Source organism: Anaerostipes stercorihominis, assembly GCF_057535655.1.
Map to the genome: position 1 here is coordinate 275,935 of NZ_BAAJCL010000002.1, position 15,828 is coordinate 291,762.

The window sequence follows — 15,828 nt, forward strand, 5'->3', positions numbered from 1 at the left end:
ATGAAAACAAAGGCAGTAAGACTTTATGGAGAAATGAAATTAGAACTGGATGAATTTGAACTGCCGGAAATGAAAGATGATGAGATTATGGCGAAAGTTGTAACGGACAGTCTTTGTATGTCCAGTTACAAGGCAATCTCACAGGCGCAGAAACATAAAAAGGTACCGGAGGATATTGGAGAACATCCAATTATCCTCGGACATGAATTTTGCGGCGTTATTTTAAAGGTAGGAGAAAAATGGAAACACCAGTACCAAGAGGGGGATAAATTTGTGATTCAGCCGAATATCGGAGATGAAAAAGGATATGCTCCGGGATATTCCTATCGCTATATGGGAGGAGATGCCACAACCATCATTTTTTCAAATCAGGTGATGGAAAACGGTTCCTTATTGAAGTATAATGGAGATTCATTTTTTGAGGGATCTTTGGTGGAACCACTGTCTTGTGTTGTGGGAGCCTTCAATGCTCAGTATCATATGAAGAAAATGTATAGTTACGAGCATGTCATGGGAATCAAAGAAGGCGGCGCTATGGCGCTTCTGGGAGCTACCGGACCAATGGGATTTCTGGCAATTGATTTTGCGATTCACGGTCCGAAAAAACCATCAGTCTTGGTGGTTACCGGAAGAACCCAGAAAAAACTGGATATGGCGGCCAGACTTTATACGGCGGAAGAAGCAAAGAAACAGGGAGTGCGTCTGGTCTATGTAAATACAAGAGATTTGGAAGATGTAAACACAGAGCTTCGCAAATATTCCCCAAAGGGTTTTGACGACGTGATGATTTTTGCGCCGAATGAAGAGATGGTAACCTACGGAACAAAGATGCTTGCTTATGACGGCTGTTTGAATTTCTTCTCGGGTCCGGCGGATCAGGAGTTTTCCGCTAAGGTTAATTTTTATCATGTTCACTATGATTCGACACATTTTGTCGGAACCAGCGGCGGAAATACAGAAGATATGAAGCAGTCCATTGAATTGATTGAGAAAAAAATCGTCAATGCAGCTAAAATTGCAACCCATATTTTAGGACTGGATCATGTGGCGGAAGTGACAAAGGCTCTGCCGGAGCTCGGCGGAGGAAAGAAAATTGTCTATACACATAAGAAATTCCCATTGACAGAAGTTGACAAGATTGGAGAAAAAAGCGATAATAAATTTATTAACGAATTGAAACCAATCTTACAACGTCATGGAGATTTATGGAGTGATGAGGCAGAAAGGTATTTCTTACAGAATGCTCCTGTAATCTAAAGGAAGGGAGCATAATGAGCAGCGATATATCAGTCAGAGATCAAATTTTTTCAACATATGACAGTTTATATGATGCGGAAAAGAAAGTAGCAGATTATTTAATCAGTCATCCGACGGAAGCGATTGAGATGTCGGTATCAGAACTGGCATCCAGATGTGACGCCAGCCAGGCAACCATCGTTCGTTTTTGCAAAAAAATCGGATGCAAGGGATTTCATCAGTTAAAGATTAAGCTGGCAGGAGAGCAGCGTCAGCAGGAAGATCAGGTGATTTCCAGTGAAATCAACTTAGAAAACATGGAACAGTCCATTCATAATATTATGGTCAGCAAGGTGGAAGAAATCAAAGCCACGTTTCACAATTTTAAGATTGATGAGCTTCAGAAAATCATTGATTTGATTTTAAAAGCCAAGACGATAGAATTTGCGGCAATGGGAAATACCATTCCGGTGGCCTTGGACGGGGCTTACAAGTTTAATCAGCTGGGTCTTCGGGCTGTCAGCTCCACAATTTGGGAAACACAGGAAGCTTTTGCGAGAACTCTGCAAAAGGGAGATGTATTTTTTGCGATTTCCGCTTCCGGCGCTTCCAAACGTCTGCTGAAGATGGCAAAGATTGTGAAAGAAAATGAAGTTGTATCGGTGGCAGTGACCAATCAGGCGAAATCACCTCTGGCGGAGGCGTGTGATTATGTGTTGCTGACAGCCACCAGAGAGCATATTTTTCACGATCAGGTGAGTTTTACGCGGATGGCTGCCATGTCTGTGATCGACACCCTGTTCTTGTTCCTGTTCTCTACAAAATGGGATTCCTTTGAACATGTGGAAGTCCATGAGCGATCTGTTGCAGAGGAAAAGCTATAAAGTTTTCACAATCGGAAATTCTTTGGAAGAATGTGAAAAGATTAGGAAAGAAGCATCATAAGATCGGATGCTTCTTTTTTTGTGATAGCGATGAGCCAAAGTCCGGGCTTGCCCGAGACCTTGGCGGCCGCTTACAATCCCGGAATGTGCCTTTTGGCACTTCCGATGATTGCTAGGAAAATGCTCTGATGGAAAAGAAAAAATATGAAATAGAGGAGAAATCAGATGAATACAGATTGGTTAGGTTTAAAAGGTAAAACGGTAATTGTAACAGGCGGAGCGTCAGGAATCGGCAAAGCCGTGGCAGCGGAATTTTTGCAGGTGGGCGCGAATGTGGTAATTTCAGATATGGCACCGGAAGCGCCGGAAATGGGTGAGACAGCAGGGAGATTTCTTTATATTCCCACGGATGTGACCAAACCTTCCGAGGTCGAAGCGATGGTGGAAAAAGCCCAAGATACTTTTGGAACTGTGGATGTGCTGGTTAACAATGCGGGAATTAACATTCCGAGACTTTTGGTTGATCCAAAGGACCCGAAGGGACAGTATGAATTGGATGAGGTTGTGTGGGATAAAGTTTGTAATGTGAATTTAAAGGGTGTTTTTTTCTGTGCGCAGGCGGTAGGAAGAGTCCTGGCAGAAAAAGGAGAGGGCGTTATTATTAACATGTCTTCTGAGAGCGGTCTGGAAGGATCAGAAGGTCAGAGTGTTTATGCGGCAACGAAAAATGCAGTGAATTCCCTGACAAGATCCTGGGCAAAGGAACTGGGCAAACAAGGGGTTCGCGTTGTAGGTGTGGCACCGGGAATTATGGAAGCAACAGGGCTTCGCACTTTGGCCTATGAATCAGCGCTGGCTTATACAAGAGGTATTACAGTGGACGATCTAAGAGCAGGATACGCAAAGACATCCACCACTCCTCTGGGAAGATCCGGAAAATTGTCTGAGGTGGCAGATATGTGCGTATATCTGGCAAGCAGGCGTGCTTCCTATGTTCATGGCGTGACAATTAATGTAGCCGGAGGAAAAACAAGAGGATAGGCGGCGCTGGAACAAAGCGCGGATCTGCTGTATAATAGGTAATGAAGCAGAAAACCAGGAGAGACAGGAGGTTACCATATGGATTTACAATCAACATTTCAGATGAACAATGGGAATCAAATTCCGGTGATGGCGATGGGAAGCTGGGACAGCCGCGGAGAAGAAGGGTATCAGGCATGTCTGGAAGCGTTAAACGTGGGATACCGCCATCTGGACACGGCCAGCTATTATGAAAATGAGGCGCAAGTCGGCGCTGCAATAAGAGACAGTGGCATCAAGCGGGAAGAAATTTTTGTCACAAGTAAAATTTGGTATGATGATATGGTGGAAGGAAAGCAGGAGGCTGCTTTTGAGAAGACCTTAAAAGAGCTGGGGCTTGACTATGTGGATCTGTATCTTCTCCATTGGCCGATCAATGATGTGGCAGGTTCCTGGAAAGTATTAGAAAAATATTATGAGCAGGGACTTATAAAAAATATCGGCGTTAGTAATTTTCGTGAAAAACATCTGAAAAGACTGGAAGTTACAGCCAACATTGCACCGGCGGTCAATCAGATTGAAATTTGTCCGTTTTTAACGCAAAAAGAAACGGTTGCATATTGTCAGGGACAGAACATCGTTGTGGAAGCCTGGGGACCTCTTGGAAAAGGAAGACAGCTTGGGGAGCCGGAGATTGTAAAGCTTGCCGAGAAGTATGAAAAAACACCGGCGCAGGTGATTCTTCGCTGGCATCTGCAAAGAGGGATCGTAAGTCTTCCGAAATCTGTTCACAAAGAGCGCATGATTCAAAACGCGGATATTTTTGATTTTGAGTTATCACAGGAAGATATGGAAATGATGTATTCTATGGATGGAAGAGAGAAAACCGGAAGAGGCTATCCGGCAGAGTATGAGTATTAAGAGATGAAATAAAAAGAATCTTTGTAGAAATTCTATAAAGATTCTTTTTTTGATAGCGATGAGCCAAAGTCCGGTTTTTTATGGTTGATGAAAAAGATTTACAGATGGTTGAAAAAAGGATGATGGAAAGCTGACAAGGTATTTTTGATATCTTGTCAGTTTTTTGATCTGGTCAGAATCAGAGATTCGTTGTATAATGACGTTAGCCTTGGAAAGGATAGAGAAAGGGTACAGAAAATATGATGATTTTGGTTATTGGAATTGGATTGCTTGTGCTTGCTCTTCTTGGATTCATTGGTTACTCTTACATGCAAAATCAGAGATCGAAATATGTTTCCAACATGTACCGGGAGTTTAAGGAACAATACAGAGACACGGCAAAAACTGCTCTGGGATATGCCCAGACTAATTTTTTTTCAAAGCCCATAGTTTTAATGCTGGCGGTTGGAAGGGATTACAGAGTTGTGGATGCATGGTCTGTGACAGATCGGGAAATGGAATTGGAAGGACGCGTCTGCGAAGAATATATCGGAATGGATCTGAAAAAATATGTGGATCATGAAAAAGAAAAAAAGGAACAGGATCTTTTGATGAGAAATGCTTTGGAGCCAAAAAATTCAAAAGAGTGTGCATTTGACATGGCAGTCGGTCAAATTCTAAATCAATTGACAGGAAAGTAATAAAATATGGAAGAAATTAGACAGGAATTAAAAGAGAAAGTTATTTTAGTGGCAGTCGCACAGCAGGAGATCCGGGAGACAGAAGAGTCTCTGGAGGAACTGGAGGAGCTGGTAAAAACCGCAGGAGCTGAAGTTGCGGCAAAGGTCATACAGGTCAGAGAAGCTCCGCATCCGGGAACCTATGTGGGAAAAGGAAAGACTGCGGAAATCGAGACTTTACTGCTTGGGACAGATGCCACGGGAATTGTCTGTGACGACGAACTTTCACCGGCGCAGATTCATAATCTGGAACGAGAATTGAATACAAAAGTTATGGACCGAACGTTAATCATTCTTGATATTTTTGCAAAGCGGGCTTTGACGAGAGAGGGAAAGATTCAGGTAGAGCTTGCGCAGTTAAAATATCGTGCGTCGAAGCTTACCGGGCAGGGAACCGCGTTTTCCAGACTCGGAGGAGGAATCGGAACAAGAGGACCCGGAGAGAAGAAACTTGAGATGGACCGTCGTTTCATTCGTCAAAGAATTTCCAAGCTGAAAGCGGAGCTTCGGGATGTTGTGAAGCATCGGGAAATCCAGAGAAAACAGCGTCGGAAAAATCATCTTCCGGTGGTCTGCATCGTGGGATATACCAATGCCGGCAAGTCAACACTGTTAAATTACCTGACAGACGCCGGAGTTCTGGAAGAGGATCAGCCCTTTGCAACGCTTGATCCCACAACAAAGAGTCTCACAGTTGACGGAGGGCAAACCATTTTAATTACCGATACGGTAGGATTGATCCGAAAGCTTCCTCATCACTTGATTGATGCTTTTCGCAGCACGTTGGAAGAGACAAAGTACAGTGATTTGATTCTTCATGTGGTGGATGTTTCCAACCCGCAAAGAGAAAAACAAATGGAGGCGGTGTATGAAACTCTCAGACAATTAAAAGCTGACGAATCCCCTGTGATCACGGCTTTTAATAAAATCGACCGGTTATCCGGAGAAGAAATTTTAAAAGATCCCCATGCAGAAGCGTCGGTTAGAATTTCGGGAAAGACTGGAGAAGGTGTGGATGTGCTTCTCTCCACAATTGGAGATCTTTTGCAAAAACAAAAATTATATTTGGAAAAACTGTACGGATATGATGAAGCGGGAAAAATTCAGATCATCCGAAGCTATGGACAGCTTCTGAAAGAAGAGTACCGGGAGGAAGGTATTTATGTAGAAGCGTATATTCCGAAAGAAATTTTGGGGAGTATTTAGGAGGAACATGAATGATAATTCAAAAGGTGATTAATAATAATGTAGTCAGTACTTTTGATGCCAATGGCAGGGAAGTTATTTTAATGGGCAAGGGGATCGGATTTCGCAAAAAAGCGGGTGATGAGCTGGATAAAAATAAGATTGAGAAGATTTTTACGTTGGATCAGAGAGAAAAATCTCCCTTTGTGCAGGAAGTTATGGCAATCATTCAGGAATTCTATGAGATTGTCCTAAATCATGATCATCCGGCATATCAGAGATTTGCCACACATTTGGAATATTTGGAATCAGAGATTTTGTCAAAAAAGCATGTGCCGGATGAGGATGAAGAGGCTGATGTGGAGTTCTATGAGCGAAATCAGAAAAAATATCCCGAAGCCTATGTTTGCAGTCAGAAGATTGTGGAACATATTGAGGGGCATTATGACTGTAAATTATCGGCAGATGAGAAAATGTATTTGATTATTTACGTAAAAAGACTGATTTTGGAAAGCGGGCAAATCGGACGAAATCAGGTTGACTTATCGCAGGAAATTTGATAGAATGAGTCTATCGAGAATGGATTGTGACTGGTAAGGCAGGCAAGACCTATTTAATAAGTGGAGGCATTTGTTAATAGGTCTTTTTTTATGCTTTTTCATACAAATAGACAAAGAAAGCATACTTTCCGGTTTACATCTTAGATATTTTATTTTAATAATTTTATGTTGAAGAAGGAGAAGAATTATGGTATCAAAGAAATTTGTCATTGAAAACGAACAGGGATTGCACATGAGACCGGCAGGAGTTTTAGCGAAAGCGGTTACAAAGTTTGAATCTGACGTAACGATCGTATTTGAAGATAAAAAAATCAATGCAAAAAGCTTATTAAACATTATTGGTGCTTGTATCAAATGTGGTTCTGAAATCGAATTAGTATGTGAAGGTCCTGATGAAGAAGCAGCGCTTGCACATGCAACAGAATTAATCGAGTCTGGATTAGGTGAGTAAGAGCCGGTTTTCACAACAGATTAGAAACGAATATTTGATAAAGGACGGGTGGCAATATGTATAAAGGTATAGGAGCGTCTGCTGGAATCGGAATTGGTAAGATTGTGAAAATCAAGGAAGAAGAACTTAATTACACAAAAACTTCCATTGAAGATGCAGAAGCAGAAAAGAAACGTTTAAGTGATGCGATTGAAGTTTTCATTGAGAAAACCACAAAGATGGTGGAGGCAATGAAGATTACAGCCGGAGAACAGGAATCTGAAATTCTGGAAGGCCACATTATGATGATTCAGGATCCTGCCATCACAGAGCAGATTGAAGCAAAGATTGATGGTGAAAAGATCAATGCGGAAGCTGCGGTAGAAGAAGCCTGTGATTTCTTTGCACAGATTTTCGCTATGGCAGAGGACGAGCTGACACAGCAAAGGGCATCTGACTTAGGCGACATTAAGACTCGTTTGATTAAGATTTTACTTGGTATTGAGGAAGTAGATATCAGCGCTGTTCCGGAAGGAACCATTCTGGTTGCAGAGGATTTGACTCCATCTATGACTGCAGGAATCAATCCTGCCAATGTAGAAGGTGTTTTGACAGAGATCGGAGGAAAGACTTCTCACTCTGCGATTATCTGCAGATCTATGGAAATTCCTGCGGTACTTAGCGTTGAAAATATTGTTTCCATTGTAAACGATGGAGATGAAGTCATCATTGACGGATCTACAGGAGAGGCTTATCTTCATCCGGAAGCTTCTGTGATGGAAGAATTTAAGGAGAAGAAAGCAAAATATTTAGAAGAAAAAGCAGCTCTCCAGAAGTTTGTCGGCCAGAAATCCCAGACGGCAGACGGTCATGTGGTAGAATTGGTTGCCAATATCGGAGGACCGGATGAGGCAGAGGGAGTTCTGGAACGTGACGGAGAAGGTGTTGGACTGTTCCGATCTGAATTTTTATTTATGGAAAGCAACGATATTCCGACAGAAGAAGCTCAGTTTGAAGCGTACAAAAAGGTTGCCGAGACATTGGACGGCAAACCTGTCATTATTCGTACATTGGATATCGGAGGAGATAAAGCGCTTCCGTATCTTGGGCTTCCGACAGAAGAGAATCCGTTCCTTGGATTCAGAGCAGTTCGTTTCTGCTTAAAGAGACAGGATGATATTTACAAACCGCAGCTTCGCGCCCTTCTTCGCGCAAGTGCATTTGGAAAGATCCGCATCATGGTTCCTCTGGTAACCTGTGTGGATGAGCTTCGTGCAGTAAAAGCAATCATCGAAGAATTAAAAGCAGAATTAGACGCAGAAGGAATTGCTTATGATAAAGATATTCAGGTTGGAGTTATGATGGAAACAGCGGCAGCCAGCTTGATTGCCGATATTCTTGCAAAAGAAGCTGATTTCTTTAGTATTGGAACCAACGACCTGACAGGATATACGATGGCGGCAGATCGAGGAAATGCGGATGTGGCATATCTTTATTCTGCATATAATCCGGCAGTGCTTCGTTCTATTAAAAATATTATCTCTGCTGCAAACAAAGAGGGCATCATGGCAGGTATGTGTGGTGAAGCAGCAAGTGATCCATTATTAGTTCCGGTATTACTGGCATTTGGATTAAATGAGTTTTCTGTAAGTGCTACGGCAATCCTTGCAACCAGAAAAGTAATGTCTTTATGGACCATGGATGAGTGTCAGGCATTGGCAGAGGAAGTTATGCAGCTGGAGACAGAAGCAGAAGTAAAAGCATTATTGGAAGAGAGAGCAAGAAGCTAAATTTTTCAGGCATTACAGATGCAGTTTGGACAAGGAAATTTTGGAGGAAGACCGGAATCTCCTTGTCCGCTTTGTTTTCTGCGTACGAAAGGAGACATGATTGATGGAACAGAGACAATACCAATGTCCGAAATGCGGATGTACCAGCTATGACAGCGATCAGTTTCAGGCAACCGGAGGAAATTTTGCAAAACTCTTTGATGTTCAAAATAAAAAGTTTATTACGGTAAGCTGCGCAAGATGCGGGTATACAGAGCTTTATAAGAGCGAGACAGAGACAGGAATGAACATTTTAGATTTTCTGATAGGTTAGCGCATGAACGGCAGCAAAGAGGCGGTCTTAAAACTGCTGAAAAATTATGATACAGAATACGAACTTTTGGAACATGACCCTATGTATACAGTAGAGGATATTGTGACAGCCGATTTGTGGAAGCATGAGAACGGGATCGGCGCGAAAAATCTGTTTCTGAGGGACGGCAGTGGGAAGCATCATTTTCTCATTGTGGTAAGAGAAGATAAACAGGTTGATTTAAAGCAGGTGCGAAAAGAGATTCACAGTTCGAGGTTGAGTTTTGCATCGGAAGAACGTCTGAAAAAATATCTCGGTGTGTCAGCGGGGTCTGTCTCACCTTTTGGAATTCTCAATGATAAGGCGCGGGAAGTTGCGGTATTTTTTGATGCAGATTTAAAAAAATATGAGTATCTCGCGGTTCATCCAAATGATAATCGAGCGACGGTTTGGATGAGGACGAGAGTTATGATCCGTATCATTGAGGATCATGGAAATTCTTTTTCATGGATTACAGTGGAACAAAAGGACAAAGAGTGACAAAATCGAAAAGGACAAGGGAGGTCTCTCTTGTCTTTTTTTGTAATATAGGAAAGCTGCGAAAGCAGCCGGATATCGGCGCGCAAAGCGGAGCAAGGTTGCATTTCATTTGGCACTTTCGGTGATTGAGAAAATGGTATATACTATACGAAGACAGGAATGTTGAGAAGAAAAGGAGCAGAATTTAGATGGAATTTATGAAAAGACTCTATGTCTTGTTGTTGTCCTTGGGGTTGTCGGCGTCACTTTTGGGATGCCAGATGCAAAAAGAGGGACAAAATTCAAGGCAGGGATCGAAGACACAGCAGGAGATCAGTGCTGCAAAATCGGCATCATCGGAAAATATTCCTGATTATTCCGGTGAGATGACGATCACGCTGGATCAGAATCAGCCGAATTTTACCTCAAAAGATCTCACAAAAAAATCTTATGAAACCTACGGGAATTTAGATTCAAAGGGGCGCTGCCGAGCTGCGCAGGCATGCGTTGGCAGGGATCTTATGCCCAAAGAAGAGCGAGGTGCAATCGGGATGGTGAAACCAAGCGGATGGCATACGGTGAAATACAATCAAGTGGATGGAAAATATCTTTACAACCGCTGTCATCTGATCGCGTATCAACTGACCGGAGAAAATGCCAACCGTAAAAATCTCATCACCGGGACCCGCTCTTTTAATGTAGACGGCATGCTTCCTTATGAAGAAAAAGTGGGAGATTATGTCCGTGAGACGGGAAATCATGTTTTGTACCGCGTTACCCCTGTGTTTGAAGGAGATAATTTAGTTGCAAAAGGGGTTGAGATGGAAGCCATGTCGGTGGAAGACAAAGGGAAAGATTTGAAATTTCATGTATTTGTCTATAATGTTCAGGATGGAATTCGCATTGATTATGAAACCGGAGAAAGTAAAAAAGACAGCAGTGTCTCTGTTTCTGTGAATCAACCGGCAGCCAATACGGAGGAAGCGGGGCAAACGATCATTCGCGGCAATACACGCTCCAAAGTGTATCATTGTCCGGGGCAGAGAGATTATGATCGGATGAAATCTTCAAAATATTTAAAAATTTTCCACAGTGAAAAAGAGGCAAAAGAAGCAGGATATCGCAGAGCACAGAGATAGGAGGAAGAGATGAGCCTAAATGAGACACCAAGAGGAGATAGAATCCATATTGCGCTGTTTGGAAGGCGAAATGCCGGAAAATCCAGTGTGATCAATGCCCTGACAGGGCAGGAACTTGCGATTGTATCGGAGATTAAGGGGACAACCACAGATCCGGTTTATAAAGCGATGGAGCTGCTTCCTTTAGGTCCGGTTGTGATGATTGATACACCGGGATTGGATGATGAAGGAGCGCTTGGGAAGATGCGGGTTCAGAAAGCAAAAGAAGTTTTAAATAAGGCAGATATTGCGCTGCTTGTGATGGATGCTGCTCTCGGGATGACAAAATTTGACAGAGATATGCTGACATTGGTGGAGGAGAAGAAGATCCCTTATTTAAAAGTATACAATAAAACGGATCTGTCACGGAAACTGTGGGAGGAAGAAAACGCCTGTTTTGTCAGCGCGGCAAACCAAACGGGAATTTGGGAATTGAAAGAACGTATTGGAAAACTGGTACCGACAGATCATGAAAAACTTCAGATTGTCGGGGATCTTGTAAAACCGATGGACGTTGTAATTCTTGTTGTACCCATTGACAAAGCTGCGCCAAAGGGAAGGCTGATTCTTCCGCAGCAGCAGACCATTCGAGATCTTCTGGAAGCAGGAGCCGTCACTGTTGTGGTAAAGGAGACCCAACTGGCGCAGACAGTGAAAGAACTGGGAAAGAAACCGGCGTTGGTGATTACAGATTCCCAAGTATTTGGAAAAGTTGCATCAGAGGTTCCCAAAGATATTTTGCTGACGTCCTTTTCCATTTTGTTTGCCAGATATAAAGGTGATTTGGAGGAGGAAATTCGCGGCATCAAAGCATTGGAACATTTAAAAAGCGGAGATAAGATTTTAATTGCAGAAGGCTGCACCCATCATCGTCAATGCGATGACATCGGCACAGTAAAAATTCCGGCGTGGCTGAAAGAATATACGGGAAAGCAATTTGAAATTCATACAAGCAGCGGCGCTTCCTTCCCGGAGGATTTGGATTCTTATCAGCTTGTGATCCACTGCGGGGGATGCACGTTAAACCGCAGGGAAATGAAAAATCGGATTGCAAGGGTCTGTGAAGCCGGAGTGCCGATTGTAAATTATGGAATTTTCATTGCCGCTGTGCAGGGAATTTTAAAAAGAAGTTTGCAACCGTTTGAAGATGCGGCAAAAATTTTAGATCAAATGTAAGACGTTAAATTCTTTACAAAAAATCAGAAGTTGGGTAGAATAGAAAAAAACATAATATGGAGGAAAGCATGAGCAAAGTAAGAACAAGATTTGCACCGAGCCCTACAGGAAAAATGCATGTGGGAAATTTAAGAACTGCACTGTATGCGTATTTGATCGCGCGTCATGCAGACGGTGAGTTTATCTTAAGAATTGAAGATACGGATCAGGAGAGAAAGTTAGAGGGAGCAGAAGAAATTATTTACCAGACGCTTAAGAAAGCAGGTCTTGATCATGACGAGGGACCGGATCAAGACGGCGGTGTGGGACCTTATATTCAAAGCCAGCGGCAGGCGGCGGGCATTTATATGGAATATGCGAAAAAACTGATCGAGAAAGGGGAAGCATATTATTGTTTCTGTGATCAGGAACGTCTGGATACTTTAAAAGTAAAATCCGGAGACGTTACCATCAGCCATTATGATAAGCACTGTTTATTTCTTGACCCGGAGGAAGTGCAGAAAAAACTGGAGGCGGGGGTTCCCTATGTGATTCGCCAGAATAATCCCACCGAGGGGACAACTTCGTTTACCGATGAGATTTACGGAGAGATTACGGTGGATAACATGGAACTGGATGATATGATTCTGATCAAGTCCGACGGATATCCTACGTATAATTTTGCCAATGTGGTGGACGACCATTTGATGGGAATTACCCATGTGGTCCGCGGTAACGAGTATTTATCGTCCACACCGAAATATAATCGTCTGTACGATGCCTTCGGATGGGAAAAGCCGGTTTATGTACATTGTCCGCTGATTACCGATGAAGAACATCACAAGCTCAGCAAAAGGAAAGGTCATTCTTCCTTTGAAGATCTGATTGAGCAGGGATTTTTGCCGGAAACCATCGTAAACTTTGTTGCGCTTCTTGGATGGAGTCCGGGGGGAGAACAGGAAATTTTCACATTAAAAGAGCTGGAAGAGATTTTTGATTATACACATATATCCAAGACTCCTGCTGTTTTCGACCGAAAGAAAATTGCGTGGATGAACGGAGAGTATATCAAAGCCATGGATTTTGAGAGATTTAAAACATTAGCGATGCCATATGTGAAGGAAACGATTCATCGCGAAATGGACTTTGATAAAATTCTGTCTATGGTAAAAACAAGAATTGAATTATTTACAGAGATTCCGGGGCATATTGATTTCTTTGAAGCGGTTCCGGAATATGATGTAACGATGTACAAACATAAAAAGATGAAAACGACACCGGAGACTGCTCTCAGTGTGTTGAAAGAAATCATTCCGGTAGTCGAGGTACAAAAAGATTTTACCAATGATGCTCTGTATGAAATGCTTGTATCCTTTGCAAAGGAACATGAGTATAAAAACGGTTATGTCATGTGGCCGGTACGCACCGCTGTTTCAGGGAAAGCGATGACTCCGGGCGGAGCCACGGAGCTGATGGAACTTCTGGGAAAAGAAGAATCTATGAAGAGAATGCAGGATGCGATTGTAAAATTAGAGGAAGCAATGCAGTGTCAGGATTAAGCGAGGCACAAAAAAGTGCAGTTATGCATAAGGAAGGACCGATGATGGTGCTTGCAGGTCCCGGCTCAGGAAAAACTCTGGTGATCACAGAGCGAATTCAATCTTTAATTCACCATTTTCAGATTTTGCCTCAGCAGATTCTGGTAATTACATTTACAAGAGCGGCTGCGGCAGAGATGAAAGAACGGTTCTGGAGGCTGGCAGGGGAGACCCTTCCGGTCTCTTTTGGAACGTTTCATTCTGTGTTTTTTACGATTCTAAAACATGCGTATCATTACCGGGCGGAAAATATTCTGCCGGAGACAAAAAAATATGATTTTATTCGGGAAATTCTGTATGACAGGCATTTGGACGTGGAAGATGAAGGAGATTTTATCAGGTCCTTGATTCAGGAGATTAGTCTCGTGAAGGGTCAGATGCTGGCTCTGGAATATTATCACAGCGGCTGCAGCAGCGATGAAGTATTTCAGGAGATTTATAAAGCGTACGAGGAAAAGCTTCATCAAAACCGCTGGATTGATTTCGATGATATTCTTGTCTATACATATGAACTTTTGAAGGAAAGGAACGATATCAGAGCAGCATGGCAGCAGAAGTTTTCCTATATTTTAATTGATGAGTTTCAGGACATTAATCGAATTCAGTATGAGATTGTCAAGATGCTGACGGGAGATGCAAAAAATTTATTTATAGTAGGAGATGACGACCAGTCTATTTATAGATTTCGAGGGGCAAAACCGGAGCTGATGCTGGGATTTCCGAGAGATTTTCCGGAGACAAAGCAGGTGATTCTCAATACCAATTTTCGATCGGGTGAGGAAATTGTAGAGACTGCAGAAAAAATTATTTCGGCAAATAAAAAACGGTTTGAAAAGCAGATGCACGCCGAAAAAGGAAAGACAGGAACGGTCCAGATTGAAAATTTTGAGGATCAGCGGGAAGAAAATAAGTATATCATCCAAAAAATCCGGGAGGATATGGCAAAGGAGAGACCACTTTCTGAGATTGCCGTGCTCTGTCGGACCAATCAGGGACCGAGACAGCTGGTTGGAGCCTTGATGGCATATAATATTCCGTTTTATATGAAGGATGTAGTACCGAATCTTTTTGAGCATTGGATTGCCCGAAATATCATGGATTATATGAAACTGGCTCTGGGAGATCGGCGCCGGAGTACGTTTTTAAGAGTTATGAATCGTCCCAAGCGATATATTTCCAGAGAATATTTGACAGAACCGGAAGTTTCCTTTGAAGATCTCCTAAGAAAGGTGGAAGATAAGCCATGGCTTTATGAATATGTGGAGAATATGAAAGAGGATTTGAGAATCCTGAGATCAATGACGCCGATGATGGCAATCATCTATATTCGCAAATCCGTTGGGTATAATGCATATCTCTCTGAATACGCAAGATTTCGCAGAATCAGGGAAGAGGAATTTACACAGATTTTGGAAGAGCTTCAGGAGAGTGCGAGAGGCTTTGATACTTATGAGGAATGGTTTGATTATATTCGGGAATTTACGCAGGAATTAAAACGGCAGTCCAAAAAGAATCATCAGGAAAAAAATGGGATTGTCATCAGTACTATGCATGGAGCAAAAGGTCTGGAATTTGACCGGGTGTTTTTGCCGGATGTCAACGAGGAGATCATCCCTCATAAAAAATCTATGAAGGAAGAGGAGATTGAGGAAGAGAGACGTTTGTTTTATGTAGCGGCAACCAGAGCAAAGAAGCATTTACATATTTTTTCGACGAAAAAGCTATACAATAAAGAAAGTATTCCGTCAAGGTTTGTTGCAGAAATTGAGGGCAGAGGAGGAAAAGCCTATGATGAAAGAACGAGAATTTCCAAGAGCAGGTGAGTTTTATTTGCATTTCAAAGGAGGATTGTATCAGATTGTTACCATTGCAAAACATACGGAGACAGGAGAAGACTTGGTGATTTATCAGGCTTTGTATGAGGATTTTGGAATTTATGCAAGACCGCTGTCGATGTTTATGAGCAGGGTGGATGAGGAACAATACCCCAACGCCGGACAAAGCTATCGCTTTGAGAAAACGACGGCAGAAGAAATTTGTCTGAAAAGACAGTCGATGGAGCCGGAGAAGAAATTGAACGAAAAGGTGCAAAAAGAGCAGAGACCAGAGGAAGCTGAAAATATGGAGATGCTCTTTCAGTTTCTGGATACCTGTGATCTGGAAGAACGGTTGAGTCTTCTGATGCAGTACCGCAGTCAGTGGACGGAATCAATGCTGGATTCCATGGGCGTTGCAATGGATTATGTTTTAAACGGAAAAGACCGGGATGAGAAATATTATGAATTGGATAAAATGATTCGTACCAAACTTCAATACGAAAAGAAACCAAGATAAAGGAATG

General features: G+C 42.5%; 16 protein-coding genes. All 16 read left to right on the top strand.

The annotated features are described in order from the left end of the window. The 16 genes from AC27EF_RS03430 to AC27EF_RS03505 all read left to right on the top strand — a co-directional run bounded on the left by AC27EF_RS03430 (window position 1) and on the right by AC27EF_RS03505 (window position 15,821). Window positions 1–1,257 (top strand): zinc-binding dehydrogenase, encoded by a 1,257-nt coding sequence (locus AC27EF_RS03430; RefSeq protein WP_487108855.1) that lies wholly within the window; start codon window positions 1–3, stop codon window positions 1,255–1,257. A 14-nt stretch (window positions 1,258–1,271) separates the two neighbouring features. Next, window positions 1,272–2,120: a MurR/RpiR family transcriptional regulator gene (locus tag AC27EF_RS03435; protein WP_487108856.1), complete on the top strand. Its 849-nt coding sequence runs from the start codon at window positions 1,272–1,274 to the stop codon at window positions 2,118–2,120. A gap of 225 nt (window positions 2,121–2,345) precedes the next feature. Then, window positions 2,346–3,161: an SDR family oxidoreductase gene (locus AC27EF_RS03440; RefSeq protein WP_487108858.1), complete on the top strand. Its 816-nt coding sequence runs from the start codon at window positions 2,346–2,348 to the stop codon at window positions 3,159–3,161. A gap of 78 nt (window positions 3,162–3,239) precedes the next feature. Next, on the top strand, window positions 3,240–4,061 hold the full coding sequence (locus tag AC27EF_RS03445; RefSeq protein WP_487108859.1) for an aldo/keto reductase: 822 nt from the start codon (window positions 3,240–3,242) through the stop codon (window positions 4,059–4,061). Window positions 4,062–4,300: 239 nt separating this feature from the next. Then, window positions 4,301–4,741, top strand: coding sequence for a hypothetical protein (locus AC27EF_RS03450; protein ID WP_487108860.1), 441 nt, complete (start codon window positions 4,301–4,303; stop codon window positions 4,739–4,741). A 6-nt stretch (window positions 4,742–4,747) separates the two neighbouring features. After that, window positions 4,748–5,986 carry a GTPase HflX gene (gene hflX / locus AC27EF_RS03455; RefSeq protein WP_487108862.1) on the top strand — a complete coding sequence of 413 codons (1,239 nt, stop codon included), beginning with the start codon at window positions 4,748–4,750 and terminating at the stop codon, window positions 5,984–5,986. 11 nt (window positions 5,987–5,997) lie between these two features. After that, window positions 5,998–6,525: a CAT RNA binding domain-containing protein gene (locus AC27EF_RS03460; RefSeq protein ID WP_487108863.1), complete on the top strand. Its 528-nt coding sequence runs from the start codon at window positions 5,998–6,000 to the stop codon at window positions 6,523–6,525. Between the two features lie 187 nt (window positions 6,526–6,712). Next, window positions 6,713–6,976 carry an HPr family phosphocarrier protein gene (locus AC27EF_RS03465; protein WP_006568975.1) on the top strand — a complete coding sequence of 88 codons (264 nt, stop codon included), beginning with the start codon at window positions 6,713–6,715 and terminating at the stop codon, window positions 6,974–6,976. Between the two features lie 56 nt (window positions 6,977–7,032). Continuing rightward, entirely contained in the window at window positions 7,033–8,745 is a 1,713-nt protein-coding gene (gene ptsP / locus AC27EF_RS03470; protein ID WP_487108864.1) for a phosphoenolpyruvate--protein phosphotransferase, read from the top strand. Between the two features lie 103 nt (window positions 8,746–8,848). Next, window positions 8,849–9,058, top strand: coding sequence for a zinc ribbon domain-containing protein (locus AC27EF_RS03475; RefSeq protein WP_487108865.1), 210 nt, complete (start codon window positions 8,849–8,851; stop codon window positions 9,056–9,058). Window positions 9,059–9,061: 3 nt separating this feature from the next. Then, a complete protein-coding gene (locus AC27EF_RS03480) occupies window positions 9,062–9,577 on the top strand; it encodes a prolyl-tRNA synthetase associated domain-containing protein (protein ID WP_487108866.1) in 516 nt (171 codons plus the stop codon). Window positions 9,578–9,765: 188 nt separating this feature from the next. After that, entirely contained in the window at window positions 9,766–10,695 is a 930-nt protein-coding gene (locus AC27EF_RS03485; RefSeq protein ID WP_487108868.1) for a DNA/RNA non-specific endonuclease, read from the top strand. A gap of 9 nt (window positions 10,696–10,704) precedes the next feature. Continuing rightward, window positions 10,705–11,910: a [FeFe] hydrogenase H-cluster maturation GTPase HydF gene (gene hydF / locus AC27EF_RS03490; RefSeq protein ID WP_487108870.1), complete on the top strand. Its 1,206-nt coding sequence runs from the start codon at window positions 10,705–10,707 to the stop codon at window positions 11,908–11,910. Between the two features lie 68 nt (window positions 11,911–11,978). Continuing rightward, window positions 11,979–13,448: a glutamate--tRNA ligase gene (gltX, locus tag AC27EF_RS03495; RefSeq protein ID WP_487108871.1), complete on the top strand. Its 1,470-nt coding sequence runs from the start codon at window positions 11,979–11,981 to the stop codon at window positions 13,446–13,448. Next, a complete protein-coding gene (locus tag AC27EF_RS03500; RefSeq protein WP_487108873.1) occupies window positions 13,436–15,310 on the top strand; it encodes an ATP-dependent helicase in 1,875 nt (624 codons plus the stop codon). The genes gltX and AC27EF_RS03500 overlap by 13 nt, the downstream gene beginning before the upstream one ends. Continuing rightward, window positions 15,279–15,821 carry a DUF1653 domain-containing protein gene (locus AC27EF_RS03505; protein ID WP_487108994.1) on the top strand — a complete coding sequence of 181 codons (543 nt, stop codon included), beginning with the start codon at window positions 15,279–15,281 and terminating at the stop codon, window positions 15,819–15,821. The genes AC27EF_RS03500 and AC27EF_RS03505 overlap by 32 nt, the downstream gene beginning before the upstream one ends. The last annotated feature ends 7 nt before the right edge of the window (window positions 15,822–15,828 follow it).